This window comes from Aquibacillus albus, from assembly GCF_016908325.1.
Classification (GTDB): domain Bacteria; phylum Bacillota; class Bacilli; order Bacillales; family Amphibacillaceae; genus Aquibacillus_A; species Aquibacillus_A albus.
Map to the genome: position 1 here is coordinate 90,383 of NZ_JAFBDR010000004.1, position 20,050 is coordinate 110,432.

Genomic DNA, 20,050 nt, shown 5'->3' on the forward strand with positions numbered 1-20,050 from the left:
ACATTACTGAGCAAAGTATTAGACACTTTAACTTTGATTTTGTTAACAAACATAGCCTAAACCAATACAAAATCTTATATTGGTTTAGGCGTTATTAACCTAGCAATATGAATAAGCAACTATTAAATCTACAAGAATCAAACTTTTTCTTTTTCTGCCGGGAAATTCACTGCAATTTTTGAAAACATATCATCCAATGTAAATCGTGGATCTACATAGTCATAAACTCTGATTTTTCTTTCTTTTTGATAGTGGACATATCTCATATCCTTCGTGATACGTGGTGCAGCAATTTCTCTATAATGATGATCATGATCATCGACCAACAGGGACACTGCAGGTGAATCTCCTAAGCACCAACTCTCGCCGAATGGAAGCGGCCAAGCTGGATCACTATTTAGTTCTGCTAACTGATCAAATAAATATTTTCCTAGTTCACCATGTGGCCTAACTTTAAGTTCCAATTCTGCAATACTTGTCCTTATTAGACGATAAGTATTAATCGGAACTTGCCATAGCTCAATATTTGACTTCATAATAACGTTAGCAGCGTTAATATCATTAGATAAGTTAAATTCTCTTCCACCTTCAGGATACTTACCACCACCGATCCATACCGCGGTAACCTTATCTTCAATACTTGGTTCCATTAAGTAAGCAGCAGCTAAGTCCGTTATTGGCCCTAGAAAAATTACATAAAGTGGATTCTGTTCGTCCGCTTTTAAAGCTTCTTCTACTATCAATCTTGCTCCATCTGATACTAGGGGAGTTGATTCATCTACTAATGCTTCCTCAGCACCTTTTTTCACAGTTACTTTGCCCTCTAAATCCATTAGGCGTAGCACTTTGTTAATCTCATCATAACTTTGTTCCATCGAATCATCTACCGGAACTGTTCCAAAACGATACTTTCCAAAATGAGCTGCAATAATCCCTCTTATATCAAATTTGGGTGTAAGCAAGGCATGAACAATTGCATATTGATCATCCGCTTCGTTTTTAGCATCTGTATTAATAATAAGTCTAAGTCTTTTATGTTCTGGCATGCTGTAATTAGTTTTCACTATTAACCACCTCTTTATTTAATAACGTTTTACTCTTTTCCGGGTAATTTAATGCTATCTTTGCAAACATATCTTCTAACGTAAAGCGAGAATCAATATAGTTATAGACTCTTATTTTTCTACTACTATTACTTGCTCCACTTACGTAACACATATCTTCTGTAACTAATGGGGCATCTTTTTCCTCGTAATGAAATGGATGATCATCAATAAGAAGTGATACAGCTGGTGAATCACCTAGACACCAACTATCTCCCCACGGATTTCTCCAGTAAGGGCTATGATTGTATTCTGCTAATTGTTCAAATAAATAGTTCCCAATTTCTCCATGTGGTCTAATTCTATGTTCTAATTCTGCAATGCCTACTTTCACCATGCGATACACATTTTTTGGAACTTGCCATAAAGGAATTGCGGATTTTAAAATGACATTTGCAGCAGATATATCGTTTGACAAGTTGAATTCTCTATCACCTTCCGGATATACACCGCCACCAATCCATATTGCCGTTAATTTGTCAGCAATTTTGGGTTCTTGTAAGTAAGCGCAAGCTAAATCGGTTATTGGTCCTAGAAAAATTACATAAAGCGGTTTAGAGTCATCCTTCATCGCTTCGTCAATAATTAATTGCGCACCATCTGACATAACTGAGGTTTCCTCACCAGGCATTGCCTTAGGAGCACCTTTCACTACATTAACCTCTGACTGAAGATCCATTAGTCCTAGCAATTTTTCTATTTCATCGTAACTATCTTCCATTGATCGGTCACTTTTTCTTTCACCAAAATGAGCAGCGATGATACCTTTTATATCGAATTTTGGTGTAAGCAACGCGTGCACGATAGCAAACTGATCATCTGCTTCATTTTTAGCATCTGTGTTAATAATTAATCTTAATTTTTTATGTTCTGGGACTTGATAATTATAATTCAATCTAGATAACTCCTTTCAATAATAAGAAGTATATTTAAGTAATTCCAAATAGAGAAGGAACATACTCAATAGACATTAATACTATAACGTTCCTTCTCTATTCTATTTATTTAAGTACCACTGAATGTTTATTTAAATTCTTCAGCAGATTCAGCCATGAAATCAACTGCTTCTTCTGGTGTCATCTCTCCAGTAATAATTTTATCTTGAGCTTCAAAGAACTTCGTTACAAGCTCTTGAGGTAATGCTTGGTCAGTAATCAGGAAGTTACCTTCAGACATTAATTCATTGATATCAGCAACATGAGGAGTTGATTCTAGAATAAGCCCATTCTTTCTTGGTAATGGGAAGTTTCTATAGCCATCTTGATATTTTTCAACCACTTCTGGAGCAGTAACATACTCCGCAAACTTAACAGCAGCTTCTTGTTCAGCTTCAGTTGCACTTCCATTAATCTGAAGCATCTCAACGAAACTAGAAACACGTTGTGGATTATGTTCAGTTGGGAATGCAAATACTCCTACTTTATCCATATCAAATTCATCTGCAATAATATTCGAATCAAACCAAGGTCCCTCTAAAACCATTGCAGCGTCGCCACTGTAAAATGGAATTTTTGCCTCTGAAGGGTCAGTAGTAATAAAGCCATTAGGGAAATAACCCTTTTCATTCCATTCATTTAGTTTTTCATAAGTTTTAAGAACTACTTCGTTGTCCCAAGACTCATCTATATTGATTAAGCTATCTTTCAATTCAGGACCTGCAAAATGTTCAAGAACTACTTCCGTAAATCTCATTGTATGCCAACCAAACTTTCCACCAACTGAGATTGGTGTAACGCCATTATCTTTTAGCGTAGCCATCACAGATTCAAATTCATCAAATGTCGTTGGCACTTCAATACCTTGTTCTTCAAAAATATCCTTACGATAGAAGATTGCTAAGCCATTCAGTGAAGTAGGTACACCTGTTAATTGACCTTCATACTCAACTAAGTTTACAGCAGCTTCCTGATACTTTTCGCTCCAATCATTAGCTTCTGCATATTCCGTTAAATCTAAAGTCAATCCATTCTCTGGATAGAAACTACCTAATGTTCCACCCCAGTTAAACCAAACCGTAGGCAATGTTCCAGAAGAAGCAGCAACTTTTAGCCCTTCTTTATGTGCATCAACCGCTCGAGTAGACATATTAATAGTAATCCCTGAATTTTCATTTTCAAAATCTTCAATAATTGGTTCATACATAGGCTTGTCATCATCAAGCGTCCAAAATTCTACTGTTACTGACTCACTACCATTATCATTTCCACTGTCACTACTCTGATCACTTGAATTGCTTCCACTCGATTGATCAACGCCATCAGATTGGTCTCCACTCGTACCCGAATTACATGCAGTTAATACTAAGATAGTTGCAAACACTAGCAATAAACTTAATAGATTCTTTTTCAAATTGAACCCTCCTAATTAACTTTTCTCGTCTCCCTAAATAAGATAATACAATAACAGCAAGATTGGTTAGCAGATCACCTCCCAAAATTAATTGAGTTGATATTATCATTAGAAAATTAACCTTTGACAGCTCCACCCAAACCTTTAACAAAGTGTTTTTGGAATATGATATAGACTAGTAAAACTGGTAAGACTGATAATAGAACCCCTGACATCATTAACGGATAATCTGTTGAATATTCTCCTGTAAAACTCATAATTCCAGTAGTAACCGTTTTCAAGTTATCAGAAGAAATAAAGATTTGAGCTAATAGAAATTCATTCCAAGTCGCAAGGAAGTCCATGATTATCAAAGTTGCTATCGCTGGTTTTGCAACTGGTAATATAATACGGAAAAACAATCCTAAATCACTACAACCATCAATTCTTGCTGCATCATCTAGTTCTCTTGGAATCCCCTTAAAGAATCCTGTTAAAATTAACATCGCGAAAGGAATTCCAAAACCAATGTAAATGAAGATTAAACCAACATACGTATTCATTAAATTTGCTTTCGTTAACATAATTACTAGAGGAACTAAACATGCTTGAAATGGTATTGTCATACCTAATATAAAAAAGATGTAAAATGGTTTTTCCCATTTAAAACTAAGTCTAGTTAATCCAAATGCCGCTAGTGCTGCTACAAGGATTCCCAAAGGAACTTTGATGATAGATATAAATGCACTATTTCTCATGTAAACGATCATATTTCCCTCGTTGAACGCTTCAATAAAGTTCTCAAAGTGGTATTTTGATGGTAGTGCATACAAAGGGTTAGAGAATAAATCCCCATTAGATTTCAATGCCGTAATCGTTAAAAAGAAAACTGGAATTAACCATACTAAACCAAAAGTAATAATGAAGATGTAAAATAGAACTCGTGCCGGTTGTTTTTTCATCGTTTAACCTCCCCCTATTAAACATGAGATTTTTTCTGTTGCCATAATATATAAGGAATAGCTACAGCCATTACAACTATGAGCAAGATTACTGAAATTGCAGAACCAATGCCTACATTATTATGATTAAACGTTTGATAATACATCCACGAACCCAGAACTTGTGTACTTTGTGAAGGTCCACCGCCGGTCATGGCGTAAATAATATCGAAAACCCTCATAGAATAAAATAGAGTAGTAGCAAACACAATAATATAAGTCTCTCGTAGAAGTGGCAGTGTTATGTACCAAAGAGCCTGAATCCTATTTGCACCATCTACTTTTGCTGACTCATATGGTTCATTAGGAATAGTTTGTAACCCTGCTAAAAAAATGATCATAGAGCTACCAACATGTTGCCATGAAGAGGCAGCAAAAACTGAAAACAGAGCTAAATCTGGATTTGAAAGCCAACCAACTGGTTCAATTGCAAATACACTAAGAATTTCATTGAATAACCCTATATTCGGGTGATACAGCCAAACCCAAATCATTGCGACAACAATATTTGATAATATAAACGGAAAATAGAAAACTGCTCTAAAAATTGTTCTACCTTTAAAACTTCTGTTTAGCATTAGTGCCAACATTAAAGCAAAAGTTAAATTAAATGCTAGTGAACAAACAGTCCAAATGATATTATTTTTCAGACTTGTTATAAACACAGAATCATTTGTAAACAATTCAATATAGTTTCCCAATCCTATAAATACTTTGCCTGCAGCATTAATTCCATTTGTTTCAAAAAAACTTAAATACATCGTGTAGAAGGCAGGCCCCGCTACGACCATCAAGTAAATGAACAAAGCTGGCGCCATAAAATAGAACGGTTTTAGACTTCTTTGTAACTTTAATCTTCTTTGTGACTTAATTTCTAATTTAAGATTATTGTTTTTCTTTACTTCAAGTGGTCTTTCAGTATTCAGCTCTAGAGACGTATCCACTTGGTTTGATTCTTGTCCCATAAATCCCCCTCCTGATTAAAGCGTTTTCAAAAAATGATTAAATATAAAACTAAACTTTTTTAACATCTTTACGAAGAAAAAACCAGAAAATTTAGTTTAATAAGTTAATTGAATTTTATAACAAATTATACTTAACGTCAATGTTTTTTATGAATTTTTTTAGTTATTACACTCTTCTTAACTAAACAAAAGATAAACTAAATTCTAAGATAAACTAAAAAAACATCGCATTACTAAATATATACTTGTTCGTCATTCCCTATTCAATGCACGGGGTCAATTCACTCCCCATTAAAAATGACAATCTTATAAAACCCAACCAACTCACTAAAATAACTAAAAACATATAAAAAAGTTTATTTGTTTAACAGAAGTGAACTTATGTTTATAAAAAATTTAGATTGTATATTAATATTTTTATACTAAACTCTTTGTTTAGTGATTACACTTTTATTCCACTATATATAAAATAAAAACCGCAACCCTTTATATAGGACTACGGCTTTTTTTGATTCAGACTGAAACTCTTTTGTTCGTCTGATTTAGTTTTTAAGATATTTAACTAAATCTGCAATAGTAACTATTTTTAAATCATGTTTTTCACTAAAAGTAATTAAATCCGGTAAACGTGCCATACTTCCGTCATCTTTAATAACTTCACAGATTACACCTGATGGATCAGCACCACATAATTTAGCTAAATCTACTGCAGCTTCTGTATGTCCTGGTCGTTCTAGAACGCCTCCATCAGTAGCAATCAACGGGAAAGTATGCCCCGGCTTTTTAAAGTCTACCGGTTTGGCTTCGTCGCTTGCTAATGCCCTTACCGTTTCTGCCCGTTCCGAAGCAGATATCCCCGTTGTATTTGAAACATGATCAACAGAAACAGTAAATGCAGTTCGTAAGTTTTCAGTATTATTTGATACCATTAAAGGTAAATTTAACTTCTTAGCTCTTTCTGCTGTTATAGGGCAACAGACTAAACCACGGCCATATGTAATCATAAAATTGATTGTTTCCATGGATACATTATTTGCAAGTGCTAAAATGTCGCCCTCATTCTCTCTATTTTCATCATCTATTACTATTATCATCTTTCCCTGTTTTAAAACGTCAACTGCCTCTAAAATACTGCTAAACATTTTAACACTCCTTCATTTTTATAATATTCTTATATTTTAATGTAAAAAATATATTTCTGTTTGTCAAAATACGTTCTTCAGACCTTTTATTTATGTTATATATTAATAAATTACTAAAATGGTTAAAATAAAACAATAAACATTCCAATAATTAGACTATTATAATAGAATGTTCGCGGTTAATCTTGTATATAGCTATTTATCACTTACTTCTCAGTATAACTTTTAAACTTAGGAGGAATTGAATAATGGAAAAACTTATCTATGGTGTCGCATACTACGACGAGTACATGTCGTATGATCGGCTGGAGAAAGATATCCAAATGATGAAAGATGCCGGCATTAATATGGTGCGGATTGCAGAATCCACTTGGAGCACGCACGAGCCTCAAAATGGTGTGTTTGACTTTTCATCAGTTGATCGTGTACTAGATGCAATGCATGATGCAGGTATTCAAGTAATTGTCGGCACTCCAACCTATGCAGTTCCTACTTGGATGGTAAAAGAACATCCGGATGTACTAGCTGAAACCCCTGCAGGAAAAGGGAAATATGGTGCTAGACAGATTATGGATATTACTCATCCAACGTACCTCTATTATGCTGAGCGAATAATTCGCAAGTTAATTAGTCGTGTGAAGGATCACCCTGCTGTGATTGGGTACCAAACGGACAATGAAACGAAACACTACAACACCGTTGGTCCTAATGTACAAGTTCAATTTGTAAAGTATATGAGAGAGAAATTTGAAACACTCGATAATATTAATAAAGCTTTCGGATTAGATTACTGGAGTAATAGAATTAACAGCTGGGAGGACTTCCCGTCTGTTGTTGGGACGATTAATGGCAGCTTAGGCTCCGAGTTTTCAAAATTCCAACGAAAGCTCGTGAAGGACTTCTTGGAATGGCAAGTGTCTATTGTTAATGAGTATAAGCATTCCGATCAATTCGTTACCCAAAATTTTGATTTTGAGTGGAGAGGGTATTCGTACGGGATTCAACCGGACGTTGATCATTTTGAGGCATCGAAAGCCTTTGATTATACCGGTGTTGATATTTATCATCCATCACAGGATGATTTAACAGGGATTGAAATTTCCTTTGGCGGTGATGTTGCACGTTCTACAAAGGGGAAAAATTACTTTGTTTTAGAAACGGAAGCTCAAGCGTTTACCCACTGGACACCCTACCCAGGTCAGTTACGCTTGCAAGCATTTAGCCATGTTGCCTCCGGTGCGAACATGGTAGCATATTGGCATTGGCATTCGATTCATAATTCGCTAGAAACCTACTGGAAAGGGCTATTAAGTCACGACTTTGAACCGAATCCAGTTTATAACGAAGCAAAAACGATTGGGCGGGATTTTGCTAAGCTTTCTCCAAAACTAGTGAATGCCAAGAAAGACAACAAAGTGGCGATTCTAGTAAGCAATGAATCGTTAACAGCGATGGAATGGTTTAAATTTAATTTTACGAGCACGAAAAATTACAATGATATCATACGCTTAACGTATGATCAGTTATATAAAATGAACATAGAATGTGATTTTGTAAGTCCAATTAGCGAAAATATAGATTCCTATGATCTGTTAATTGTTCCTGCGCTTTACACAGCATCAGACGAGCTGTTGAAGCAATTAAATACTTTCGTTGAAAATGGCGGTCACATCGTCTATACATTCAAGAGCGGATTCACCGATGAAAATGTAAAAGTACGAACTGCCCATCAGCCCGGAATCATTGATGAAGCTTGCGGCATCTATTACAACATGTTTGTTGAACCAAAAAATGTTTCCTTAAAAGATGACCCTTATCAGGTTGGAGAAGAAAATAATACAGTTGACACATGGATGGAGCTTGTAACTCCTACAACTGCTGAAGTGTTAGCCTACTATGACCATCCGCATTGGGGTAAATATGCAGCGATTACGAAAAACAACTTCGGAAAAGGCGTTGCAACTTATATCGCTTGTATTCCAAGTGAAGCAATTATGGCTAAAGTGCTAGAAAATGCGGTGAAGGATGCTGGATTATGGGGTGTTGATCAGGAATTGAGATTCCCACTCATCACGAAAAAAGGGACAAATCAAACGGGGAATACGATTCGTTATTACTTTAACTATTCAGATGACACACTATCTTTCACTTACCCGCACAGAAAAGCACAAGCGCTGTTGACTGATCAAGTAATCGATGACAACCAAGAAATAGAGATAGACCCATGGGGAATCATCATCTTAGAAGAACAATAGCGGGACGGAGGGACAGGTCCCTCGTCCCACTCCGAATTAAGGATTGTTAGATAGGAACTTCTTCTTATAACGTAAGAACAGTAAGTAAAAACACTATTTTCCGCTTTTTGCGGAAAATAGTGTTTTTACTTAACGGTGCTGTCACCACCCGAGTTTTGTCATATTTTGTCGAGGGACACGGAACCTGTCCCTCTGTCCCTTACTTCGACTTCAACTTTTCTAATGCATCCGCTAAGGCGTTATTTTTAAATCCGTCATCCTGTTTCTTTAAATACTTGTTTACATCTTTTTTAGAGACTTTATTCTTTTGCTCGCGCTTTTTCCGTTCATTAAATGTGGATAGCTTTTCTCGATGGCCACACTTGCAGGTAAACATTTGGCCTTCTCCCTCTCCACGTAGTTCCAACTTTTTGCGGCATTTTGGGCATCTGGCATTGGTGACCTTTGCGATGTTTTTCTTTTCCCCACATGAACGATCCTGACAGACGAGCATTTTACCTTTTTTCCCATTCACTTCGAGCATTAACTTGCCACACTCTGGACACTTTGTTCCGGTGATATTGTCATGCTTAAATTTCGTTTCACTATTTTTGATATCGACAACGACTTTTTTCGCGTAGCTTTTCATTTCTTTAATAAAGGCGTCTTTATTTAACTTCCCTTCCGAAATGGCGGATAGCTTTTGTTCCCATTCTGCTGTTAGTACTGGCGATTTCAAATCAGCCGGAACTAGATCAAGCAGCTGCTTTCCTTTGGACGTAATAAAAATATGCTTCCCTCTTTTTTCGATATAGAAGGTGTTAAATAACTTTTCTATGATGTCGGCTCGCGTTGCAACGGTTCCAAGTCCACCTGTTTGGCTCAGGGTTTGAGCAAGTCCCTTATCCTTTTGCTCCATATATTTAGCCGGGTTTTCCATTGCCTGCAGCAGCTCCCCCTCGGTAAATCGAGCTGGTGGCTTTGTTTGCCCTTTTGTTAATTTAAGCTTTACTCCGTTAATTTTCGTATCTTTTTCGATTTTTGGAAGTACCTGATCCTTTTCATCCGCTGTTTCATCATCGATACGGTCATGATAGATTTCCTTCCAGCCCTGCTTGATTACATTTTTACCTTTGGCAGTAAATGTCTCTTTTCCAATTTTGGCTGTTAATGTAATCTCCTCATACTCAAAGGCAGGAGAAAGTACAGCCAAGAATCGCTTGATAACGAGATCATAAATTTTTCGTTCCTTATCATTTAGCTCTGATAAATAAACCGGCTGCTCTGTTGGTATGATGGCATGGTGGTCCGAAACTTTATTATCATCAACAAACGCCTTGTTCGTCTTAATGCTTCGCTTCGCAATCGATGAAGCTACCTTTGCATACTGGTTAACACCACAAGCTTTCAGGCGATCCTTTAATGTCGGGACAATGTCCGTTGATATATATTTAGAATCCGTTCTTGGATAGGTTAAAACTTTGTGCTGCTCATAGAGTTTTTGCATGAGCGACAGTGTTTGTTTTCCTGAAAAACCAAATATGCGGTTAGCGTCCCGTTGAAGCTCTGTTAAATCATAAAGCTGCGGTGCAAAGCTCTTTTTATGTTTTTTATCGACTTCTGTAATAACAGCTGGCTGATTCGCCAATGCTTCTACTAGCTTTTCCGCTTTTTCCTTAGAAAAAATTCGCGTTTCATTATTCGCACCTCTCCAGGTTAACGAAAAGCCTTGATTCGTTTCTGCTTTCATCCCGTAAAAATCTTTTGGCCTAAAGCTTTTAATCTCTTCTTCTCTAGCTGCAATCATTGCAAGTGTCGGTGTTTGTACCCGTCCACTAGATAGCTGGGCATTAAATTTCGTCGTTAATGCCCGAGTGGCATTTAAGCCGACATACCAATCTGCTTCAGAGCGAGCAACAGCAGAGGCATATAAATTTTCATAACGTTTGCCCGGCTTTAAATGTTGGAAACCGTCTTTGATTGCTTTATCCGTGACAGACGAAATCCACAGTCGCTTCACTGGCTTTTTCACGCGGGTTTTTTCAATAATCCAACGTGCCACAAGCTCCCCTTCACGGCCGGCATCGGTTGCAATAACAATATCTTGCACGTCTTTCCGATTTAATTGTGTTTTAACAGTATTGAATTGCTTGCCTGTTTTTTTAATGACGACAAGCTTTAGGTGAGCTGGAAGCATCGGCAAGTCTTCAAGCTTCCATGTCTTATATTTATCATCATAAACCTCTGGATCTGCCAGGGTAACTAAGTGCCCGAGCGCCCAAGTAACGATATATTTAGAGCCTTCAAAAAAGCCATTTCCTTTTTTATTACATTGTAGAACTTTGGCAATATCTCTTCCGACTGAAGGCTTTTCAGCTAAAACTACGGTTTTACTCATTTATTCCATTCCTTTCGAAAGCTACTCCCTCCACTTTAACACACCTTCTACTTGAAAATGAAACAAATCCCCACCATAAGAGAACCGACAAAATCTGACAAAATCCGGTTGGTGACAGACACCATCAATACGCAGTGTCAGAATTCACCCATACTGTTTTCTCTTCAAAAGAAATCCTTGGACTTTCTGTTTTACTGATGTCTGGATACCCGATATAAACGAAGCCTAGAACTTGAGAATCTCCTGATAAACCAAATAATTTTTTCATTTTCGGATGGTAGCATGGATTTCCTGTTCGCCAAATAGCCCCAAGCCCTAAGGCATGAGCTGCAAGTAACATATTTTGTATCGCTGCATTAACAGCTCCAATTTCTTCAACCGGTACCACTTTTGGATTATCTGATGGTACAACAGCCACTGCAATAATAAGAGGAGCGCGAAATGCTTTATTCTCCTGCTTCTTGAGTATGAGCTGGTTTTCCTCTTCTGTCGGATCTTCCATTTTTTCTTTTGCTATTTCTGCTAACGTTCTTCCCAATGGTCGTCTGCCCTCTTTTGTTAAAACAAAAAATTTCCACGGTTCCGTATGGTAGTGATTCGGAGCCCATGTTGCAGCTTCTAATAGCTTTTTAATTGTTCCCTCATCAATAGGGTCAGGTTTAACCTTTCCAATACTTCTTCTACTTTGTATTGCTTCAAATACATCCATATTTTTCAACCTCTTTTTTAACTCTATTATAATGAACCTATAGATTAACTCCACATCATTTTTTAATTGTGATTATTTTCAATATCATACACCTCACAGCAAGGGCATTGATAGTTATTGTTTAGATATTCCTCATCTTGAAATATGTACCCGCACCAATAACAAATCATTCATTCCCTCCTTCAAATGTTTTCCTAAAATGGACTAGGTGTAAGTGAAAGCTTAGCAGGAACCCGAAGGCAATAAATTTTTAAAGGGGGTTGAGTGAAAGTATTCGGGCTCCAGCTAGTGAAATATAATGAGAATGATTATCATTATCTGTTATTAAGTATAAGTGATAACTATTCTCATTGTCAAACTCCTATCTAGATAAACCGTTTTGAAGGTTACCCCTCACTCTTTTTTGAATAATTTGTTTTATTCTTATAAAAATTTGGTCAAAATTAATAATATGTTTCGTTTATCTATTAAAACCGCGCCTGATTATCAAATAGAAAGGAAAAGTGACATATGGCCAACTCCTTTACGGAATTAAATGAGATATTTTTGAGAACGAGAGAGAATATTCACGATTTTATGGCTATTTTAACGCCACGTATCGAAAACGCTAAAGATGATCATGAACGTCTTTATTACCACCATATTTATGAAGAAGAGGAACAACGGCTGGATCGATTAAATGCATTAATTCCTAAGCTGGATTACTTTATCGACAACGACAATGCTAGATCAGCTGATAATTTCGATTTTATACATATACTGCAGGATATTAGTCTTGAAAAGTTTGGATTACATAATTTCTTAGAACACCTTGACTTAGCTTTGTTTACATTTAAAGATACAGAGCATGCAGAAAATTTAACTCGGATGCGAAATTCCACGGATACAGATTACCAAACAATAAAAGTCATTTTATCTGATCTGAATGATACGTTTGATGGGGCTGCATCCGCACCAGGTTCCGTACCGACTGATGAAAAAGAAGATGTGAATCAACAATTAAAAATTGAAAAATATATAACAAATGATCGTGAAGAAACAACATTTTACGAAAATAAACCCACGAAACAATTAACCGTTGGTAGCCTAAAAAATAATGGGAGGATTTTAATAGATGAATAAAGTACAACAATATCATGATGCGCCATTATCGGAAAAAGAATGGGAGAGACTGGAAGAAGTTGTCATTGAAAACGCTCGTAGAAACTTAATCGGAAGACGCTTTATAGATATTTATGGTCCATTGGGACAAGGGGTTCAATCGGTAATCAATGACGTTTTTGATGAAACAGGCAGAGGACAGCTAAGTTTTCATGGAGAAGAACTGGAAACATCTAATTCCACCAAACGGATCCATTTAACGATTCCATTGTTATATAAAGATTTCACCTTGTTTTGGCGTGATTTAGAGCAAGCAAGAGCGTTAGATATCCCGATTGATTTTTCTCAAGCTGCTAATGCTGTCACGCAATGCGCACTGTTAGAAGATGATCTAATCTTTAATGGATCAACCGAATTTAATATATCTGGACTGTCTAACGTAAAAGGACACTTGTCTCATATTCGCTCGGATTGGATGAAATCAGGAAATGCATTTAACGACATTGTTGAGGGACGAAATAAACTGCTGCAAATGGGACATAGTGGACCATATGCCTTAGTATTATCTCCTGACCTCTATGCACTGCTTCACCGGGTTCACCAAGGGACAAATGTGCTTGAGATTGAACATGTTCGTGAACTAGTCACAGATGGTGTTTTCCAGTCCCCAGTATTAAAAGGGCAAACTGGTTTGTTAGTTGCAACAGGAAGGCATAATCTGGATTTAGCTATTGCTGAAGATATGGAAACAGCCTATATGGACAGTGAGCAAATGAACCATTTATTTAGAATATATGAATGTATTGTACCTAGAATTAAACGTCCGAGTGCTATTTGCACATTAGAGAATCCCAATGAGTAAATTGAAACAAAAATTATCCAAACTTTAACACAGTTAATCAAAAAAGAGCCAAAACGGAGGATTATCAACTGAAAATCCTTTGCTTTGGCTCTTTAAAGTTACAAGTATTTAATTCGATTAGTATGTGTTCAAAAAGTCGGTAAATTAGAAGCAAGCAGGTCGAGGCGGCGAAGCTTCTGAGGACCGGACTTGCACAGGATGTGCTGACTTCTACGTTGTGCACAGGACGTGCACGTTCTTAGTAGAAGCTCCTCTGATGCTGTTCCCTACATGAGGACCGGAAGAACGAGCCAACAAAGAGATGCGCCGCTTATCATTTAGTGACTTTTTGACATCCTCGGTTATGCTATTTTAAAGACCTTATCTTCACTCTTCGTTAATAACTTAATATTCACATCGTTTAAGTTTTCTACATTTTTATACCCTATATCATCAATGACAAGCTTAGCTTCTTCTACAAAAGGCTTCGTATATGCCCCTTGGTCTGCTTGACATAATCGCTTTAAGTAATTTACTTTTTCATTAATTTTAATTTCCCGGTAGTATTCATTCTTAATATCTTGAATTCGTTTATGAACCGGTGATTTAATTGAACGAATGTCATCCACATGAACGATCATTTTCGTACAATTATCTGTGATGAAACAAATCGTATAAAACGTTGAACCTGAATAATCAATATTTGTAAAAACTGGAAATTGGAAGCTTTCCCCAGACCGAAGTTGAATTTCTTCAGCTTCAATCACCCCACCAATTTTCCGCTCATTTGAAATAACTGTGTAAAAATCATAGTAACCGTTAATTTGATTTCCCATTTTCCGCCCCTCCACGAATTCAATGAGAACGAATCTCATTATCATTGATATTGATTCTCATTCTATATGAAAATCAATAAATCGTCAATGGAAAATTCTGAAAACAAAATAACTATGATTATACCCAGCTATTTTTTTATATTACCTTCCCTTCACCACTGCCTGACAGGCCAAGCGGTAGCCTTGATTCAATTTGGTTTCTAGTTTTTTATCCTCTTGTATCGTAGGTTCCCTTAAACATTCCATCCCGTTTAACACTTTGACCATACACTTTCCACACGTTCCTTTTTTACACTTAAAGGAAAGCATTTGGTCTTGATTAAGTGCTGTATCAAGCAGTGTTTGATTTGCTTTAGGAATAACTTTATAAACGCTATTATTTTGTAACACCTTAATACTTGGGACCGGCTTTTTTCTTTTCATAACTTTTGTCGGCCCTTTCTCAACTGCTGTTACATTCACTGAAGGTTTGGCTGGACGTTCTTTTAAAGAGCCAACTGTTAATCGACGTGTATCCATGTTCATACCACCTGTTTTGAGATTTATACATACTAAACTATCCATTTATACTTATTAATTATAGAGGTTGTTCAAAAAGTCACCAAATGATAAACAGCGAATCACATCGTTAGCTTGTTTCTAATCGTCAACTTTTGAACACGTACTTATAGTAATTTCCTTTCTATCCATTTGATAAACCATTTGCAACAATTTTAAGTTAACCTGGTCTAATCGGGTGGTGACAGGCATCAAAAAAACAGCAGCGGTTATTCGCTGCTGTTAAAGTCATAAAATCGGAATAAATCTCCGTATACGATTTTGTCAGAATAGGATAAGTCTTTTTCAACTTTTTCTTTGAATGGTTCACATGCATTGGCGTTTTCTTCGGGTGAACCTTGCAACACGTTTGTTTCGATTGCTAATAACTTACCCGTCTCTCGGTCAAAACACTGATCTTTGCTGTAAATATAATCATCCGTGATAAAGCTTCCGTTCCTTAACGCTATAAAATCTTTTCTATCATTCGTGAATAAATCTGTACCAAACGTAATATCATCGTCATTTTCAATCCCTAACAGGTTAAGCAATGTTGGTTTCACATCAATTTGACCAGAAATTTTTGAATATTTTTCTCCCTCATGGCCCGGAATATGAATCAAAAATGGTACCCGTTGTAGCTGTACCTGGTCATATGGTGTGATTTCCTCTTTATTTAAATACTGACTCATTGCTTTATTGTGAAAGTCACTAATTCCATAGTGGTCTCCCATTACAATGATAATTGAATCTTCGTAAACCCCCGAAGCTTTTAAATCATCAAAGAACTGTTCCAATGCTTCATCCGTATAGCGAACAGTTGGGAAATATTGATTTAATGTTTTCGAATTAGAATTGTACGGTTCAATGGAAGCATCCTCTTCTCCCAATTCAAATGGATAGTGGTTCGTCAATGTGATAAATCTAGAATAAAACGGCTCTGGCAATGATTGTAGATACTTTATCGACTGCTCAAAGAATTCTTTATCCTTCAATCCCCAGCCAACGGAGTTTGCTTCATTAATCTCATAAGCCGCTTGATCATAATAATGTGCATAGCCTGTATTCTCATACATGACATCACGATTCCAAAAACTTTTATTATTGGCATGGAAGACAAAAGAGTTATAATCATGTTCTTTTAAAATGTCTGGAACAGAATTGTACTCATTTTGACTATGCGTGAAATATACCGCACCTCTAGGTAAAGGATACAGGGAATTATCAATCAAAAATTCATGATCTGATGTTTTTCCCTGTTCTGTTTGGTGGTAGAAGTTTTCAAAATAATAGCTTTCTTCTATTAGTTCATTAAGAAATGGCGTGATTTCCTCACCGTTTACTGTGTTGTTAATCACAAAGCTTTGGACAGACTCTAGTGAAACAATAATGACATTTTTATCTTCAGCAACACCAAACAATTTCGATTCTTCTTCACTGGTTGCTTCTTCATCTACATATTCTTCAATTTTAGACATTTCATTGCCATCAGCAAATACTCGTTGTGTTTTTGTTTTTGATTGTAAAATTACATCGTAAATATGATAGTTAAATACACCGATGTTTTTCACTAAATACTCTCTATCAAACGTTCTTTGTAACAACTGCGGACGCTCAATCTCTGCTAAAATATAGTTTCCTAGTAAGATCGCAATGGATGTTGCTAATGCAGTCATTTTCGTTTTCTTTGGGTAATTAACGGCTACAGAGCCAGGATACCTTTTGCTGAGATACCAAATAATTGCTACATCAACAAATAGGAGAATATCTGGAATATTAATTAATGCTAGAAAACTAGACCCTAAATCAGCTGCATTACTGCCCTGAAACAATACTGGAATCGTAATAAAGTCGGTAAAGTTTCGGTAAAACATTACATTAAAATAAAGAATGATTGTTCCTATTAACGCCGAATAACGCAGAAATCCCATTTGTCGCTTCTGTTTGAACCAAACACTTGCAGCAAAAAGGATGAATGCAGACGCAAACGGATTGATAAATAAGATCAATTCCTGCAAGAAGTTTTCTATTGAAATATTAAATAGAAAACGATAAACAATATATGTCTTTAATCCAAATAGAGCACTTGCCAATATATATAATGGAACATTTCGTTTATTAAACATCATGTTTCATTCCCCCTCACGAAAGCACCTATTAAAAATAAACAAAAAAATTGTTACAATTTCTATTTATATACCACTGTCAACCTTAAGTAAACCTATATAAATAAGACGTTATCAAAATGAAATAAGTTTCATTTGAATGTAAAAAATTTAATCAATTATTAATATTACATCCATTGACATGGTATTCATATCTATCAAACACCTCTTTTATCCCAACGAAATTTCATGCTTGGTGGATTCGTCGCATATAGATAAGTATCTTTTTCATCACACCTATATGAATCAGACAGAGGTGAACAAATGGGATTTCCATCTATCACTAATAGACTGCCTCCTCCTTTAAAACAAATAAAACAGGATTTAAAAGCCTACCATCAGCCCATTTCAGAAGCAGATTTAGCTGTAGAAAATCGGCAGCTTATTCATCGTATTAAAAATGAAACAGCAAAAAGAAATCTAAATAATATCACTAGAACAGAAGCCTATTTAGACTATTACAAGCAATTTCCTGAAATTCATTGGGCTTTTTTAGGTCATATGGTTTCTCGTAATGGTGGCTGGAATATGACAGATCTTAAAGGCGACTTGTTAGCAAAAATATTATCTGAAGAGGAGCAAACGAATTTTTTCCAGTTTCTCGAGCGCGGTAACTGGTTAATTTTTCAGGATGTGTTTCCACAGCTATTATTATATGAGGAAAGTAAAAAAAGAAATACCAACTTATTTTACTTATTATCCTGTTTCGGGGTTTCGAAGTTTATGGAAGTCATTTGGAATTATTTTTTCGGTAATAAAGATACCTACCTGTTAGCGATTGCACTCGTTATTAATGAGCAAAGCTATTTGGAGAAAAGGGTCATGCAACATGCTCATTATAAGAACACTGTATTAGAAACAATAGAATTTAAGCTTCAAGATATTTTAAATTTGAATGAAATCCTTTTTCCCTACAAGGAAGGAAATAAGGTAAAAATCAGCGGACAATCGATTCATCAGTTCGCTTCGCTACATGAACGAATTTTATTAGGAAAACGATTATATCAATTGCTTTTTGACAAGGAAAACCACCCTAAGTTCTTTACGTGGGCTTCTGCAAACCGGCACACTGGATCACGAAAGGATTATTGGCCACAGTTATTTAATGATATTAACGAATCCGTTCCAGGGAAAGCACATCATCGAAGAATTAAAAACTGTCAGTTAAAGCCTGGTTCCAGTCGAATATATAGTCCTAGATTGGAATATGCCTGGGAAAAGATAGATCATGAAAAAGCAGAAAAAGGAGATTGGTACTCCAATTGGAAAGTTATTGATTATTTAAAGCCATATCATCAAACAGTGGATGGGGATATTTACGATGAGTATTGTGAAACGCTGGAGAGGATTGAGCTCGCTATCCTCGCAAAGGAAACCTTTTCAACCAAATAATAAAGCCTATGTATGTACATTCATTTTCGCCTCGCTTATTGGTACCTACCTTGACTTAGCGTTCGTGGGAAGAGGGTATTATTCGTTCCCTGCTCGACCTTTTCCTGCGGTATTTTCGATCAATATTTTATTTACAATTATTCTATTACCTATGTTCAGCTTCTTCATTATTTATTTGTTTAGAAGACTCCGCAAAGGATTACAGCTATTGGTAAGTATTTCAATAAGTGTACTAATAGCTATTGGTGAGCACTTCGCTGAATTACTTGGATTGTTTATCCATGCGAACACATGGAATCATTCGTATTCGATTATTGGATATTTTTTATTCATTTGGGTTATATGGTTGTTTTATCGTTGGGTGTGTGACCAAGGTTAAACGCACTTTCCCTAACATGATTTAGAGGGCAGAGATTATCTGCCCTCTAAATTATTTATCCTTTTTATTATTGGTTGTTCCAGGGATGACACAGCCTTCCGGACCACAGATCATATCCCCTTTTAATTGCGCTTCTTCTGCTTTTTCTTTTTCTAACTGTTTTTGTTGCCATTCCGTATCAATCGTTGGCGAAAACTTTTCGGGATAGCGTATATACCAGCGTTGTTTACGGATTAAAAAATTATCGGAATCAAGAAGTAAGGCTTCATCCAGCTCTTTTAATGCTTCCTCTTTCTTTCCGTTGTTGGAATATTCCATCCCTAATTTAAACTTTGTTTGAGCAAGCTGCTTCTCAACATCACTCGCTATATCTATCGGGGTATAATACTGATCATCCAGCTCAACTTTTTCCACTTCACCAAAGATTAATTTTCTAATGGCTTCAACATGTTCTTCATTTGTAACCTGAAACCCTTGTTTAATGAAACGAATCGTTCCTTCTTTATCCATAAAGATACCATTTGGTACAATTTTAAATCCAAACAAATTAGCCAACTTATTTTCAGCATCGACAACCGTCGTAAAAGCTGTATCCTGTACATAAGGCTTTACTACATCTGCACCTTGAATATCAACGGACACCGATAATATGTCAAAGCCCTCACCTTTGTATTTTTCATAAAATTCCTGCCATCCAGGCAGTTGATCTCTACAACGTCACCAGGACGCCCACATGAAAATCAATGTGTTTTTTCCACGAAAATCATCAATAGACACTTGATTTCCTTCTAAATCAGAAAACTGCATATTCTCAAGCTTTTCTAATAGCATTTATGTCACCCTCCTTCCTCATTAGTCTACTTCTTTCTATAGTATGGACACAAATCATTTACTCATTAAATCTTCCATGAATGCAAAC

General features: G+C 36.1%; 17 protein-coding genes and 1 pseudogene. 5 read left to right on the plus strand and 13 right to left on the minus strand.

Translation table 11 applies throughout. The annotated features are described in order from the left end of the window. Positions 1–137: 137 nt before the first annotated feature. From JOC48_RS05175 to ribB, 6 genes and pseudogenes are all read right to left on the minus strand, one after another. A complete protein-coding gene (locus JOC48_RS05175; RefSeq protein ID WP_338024236.1) occupies positions 138–1,064 on the minus strand; it encodes a nucleoside hydrolase in 927 nt (308 codons plus the stop codon). Then, a complete protein-coding gene (locus tag JOC48_RS05180) occupies positions 1,054–1,998 on the minus strand; it encodes a nucleoside hydrolase (protein ID WP_204498010.1) in 945 nt (314 codons plus the stop codon). The genes JOC48_RS05175 and JOC48_RS05180 overlap by 11 nt, the downstream gene beginning before the upstream one ends. A 128-nt stretch (positions 1,999–2,126) precedes the next feature. Further along, on the minus strand, positions 2,127–3,452 hold the full coding sequence (locus JOC48_RS05185) for an ABC transporter substrate-binding protein (RefSeq protein WP_204498011.1): 1,326 nt from the start codon (positions 3,450–3,452) through the stop codon (positions 2,127–2,129). A gap of 116 nt (positions 3,453–3,568) precedes the next feature. Beyond that, entirely contained in the window at positions 3,569–4,393 is an 825-nt protein-coding gene (locus JOC48_RS05190) for a carbohydrate ABC transporter permease (protein ID WP_204498012.1), read from the minus strand. Positions 4,394–4,410: 17 nt separating this feature from the next. Then, on the minus strand, positions 4,411–5,397 hold the full coding sequence (locus tag JOC48_RS05195) for a carbohydrate ABC transporter permease (RefSeq protein WP_204498013.1): 987 nt from the start codon (positions 5,395–5,397) through the stop codon (positions 4,411–4,413). A gap of 545 nt (positions 5,398–5,942) precedes the next feature. Continuing rightward, positions 5,943–6,539: pseudogene (gene ribB / locus JOC48_RS05200) on the minus strand (3,4-dihydroxy-2-butanone-4-phosphate synthase); the annotation flags it as partial. A 248-nt stretch (positions 6,540–6,787) separates the two neighbouring features. On the opposite strand from ribB, the gene JOC48_RS05205 reads away from it, so the two are divergent. Then, on the plus strand, positions 6,788–8,794 hold the full coding sequence (locus JOC48_RS05205; protein WP_204498015.1) for a beta-galactosidase: 2,007 nt from the start codon (positions 6,788–6,790) through the stop codon (positions 8,792–8,794). A gap of 199 nt (positions 8,795–8,993) precedes the next feature. Here JOC48_RS05205 and JOC48_RS05210 read toward each other — a convergent pair whose 3' ends face one another. Together JOC48_RS05210 and JOC48_RS05215 are read right to left on the minus strand one after the other, a co-directional pair. Then, on the minus strand, positions 8,994–11,171 hold the full coding sequence (locus JOC48_RS05210; protein ID WP_204498016.1) for a DNA topoisomerase III: 2,178 nt from the start codon (positions 11,169–11,171) through the stop codon (positions 8,994–8,996). A 124-nt stretch (positions 11,172–11,295) separates the two neighbouring features. Then, on the minus strand, positions 11,296–11,880 hold the full coding sequence (locus JOC48_RS05215; protein ID WP_204498017.1) for a nitroreductase family protein: 585 nt from the start codon (positions 11,878–11,880) through the stop codon (positions 11,296–11,298). Positions 11,881–12,390: 510 nt separating this feature from the next. Between JOC48_RS05215 and JOC48_RS05220 the strand changes: the two genes are divergently transcribed. Beyond that, the gene (locus JOC48_RS05220) at positions 12,391–13,002 is read left to right on the plus strand and encodes an IMEF encapsulin system ferritin-like cargo protein (RefSeq protein ID WP_204498018.1); all 612 of its coding nucleotides are present in this window, start codon (positions 12,391–12,393) and stop codon (positions 13,000–13,002) included. Beyond that, positions 12,995–13,843 (plus strand): family 1 encapsulin nanocompartment shell protein, encoded by an 849-nt coding sequence (locus tag JOC48_RS05225; RefSeq protein WP_204498019.1) that lies wholly within the window; start codon positions 12,995–12,997, stop codon positions 13,841–13,843. The genes JOC48_RS05220 and JOC48_RS05225 overlap by 8 nt, the downstream gene beginning before the upstream one ends. Positions 13,844–14,184: 341 nt before the next feature. Here the strand turns inward: JOC48_RS05225 and JOC48_RS05230 are convergent, their stop codons facing one another. From JOC48_RS05230 to JOC48_RS05240, 3 genes are all read right to left on the minus strand, one after another. Further along, complete coding sequence (locus JOC48_RS05230; RefSeq protein WP_204498020.1) at positions 14,185–14,658, minus strand: hypothetical protein; 474 nt, start codon at positions 14,656–14,658, stop codon at positions 14,185–14,187. 141 nt (positions 14,659–14,799) lie between these two features. After that, on the minus strand, positions 14,800–15,177 hold the full coding sequence (locus JOC48_RS05235) for a 2Fe-2S iron-sulfur cluster-binding protein (protein ID WP_239584208.1): 378 nt from the start codon (positions 15,175–15,177) through the stop codon (positions 14,800–14,802). Between the two features lie 248 nt (positions 15,178–15,425). Further along, on the minus strand, positions 15,426–17,324 hold the full coding sequence (locus JOC48_RS05240; protein WP_239584209.1) for an LTA synthase family protein: 1,899 nt from the start codon (positions 17,322–17,324) through the stop codon (positions 15,426–15,428). Positions 17,325–17,624: 300 nt separating this feature from the next. On the opposite strand from JOC48_RS05240, the gene JOC48_RS05245 reads away from it, so the two are divergent. Both JOC48_RS05245 and JOC48_RS05250 read left to right on the plus strand, forming a co-directional pair. After that, positions 17,625–18,752, plus strand: a complete 1,128-nt coding sequence (locus tag JOC48_RS05245) for a DUF2515 domain-containing protein (RefSeq protein WP_204498021.1) — start codon at positions 17,625–17,627, stop codon at positions 18,750–18,752. Continuing rightward, positions 18,682–19,131: a CBO0543 family protein gene (locus JOC48_RS05250; RefSeq protein ID WP_338024237.1), complete on the plus strand. Its 450-nt coding sequence runs from the start codon at positions 18,682–18,684 to the stop codon at positions 19,129–19,131. The genes JOC48_RS05245 and JOC48_RS05250 overlap by 71 nt, the downstream gene beginning before the upstream one ends. 51 nt (positions 19,132–19,182) lie before the next feature. Here the strand turns inward: JOC48_RS05250 and JOC48_RS05255 are convergent, their stop codons facing one another. Further along, positions 19,183–19,833, minus strand: coding sequence for a TlpA disulfide reductase family protein (locus tag JOC48_RS05255; RefSeq protein ID WP_204498125.1), 651 nt, complete (start codon positions 19,831–19,833; stop codon positions 19,183–19,185). Positions 19,834–19,848: 15 nt separating this feature from the next. Continuing rightward, complete coding sequence (locus tag JOC48_RS21750) at positions 19,849–19,962, minus strand: TlpA family protein disulfide reductase (RefSeq protein ID WP_420829208.1); 114 nt, start codon at positions 19,960–19,962, stop codon at positions 19,849–19,851. Positions 19,963–20,050: the final 88 nt, after the last annotated feature.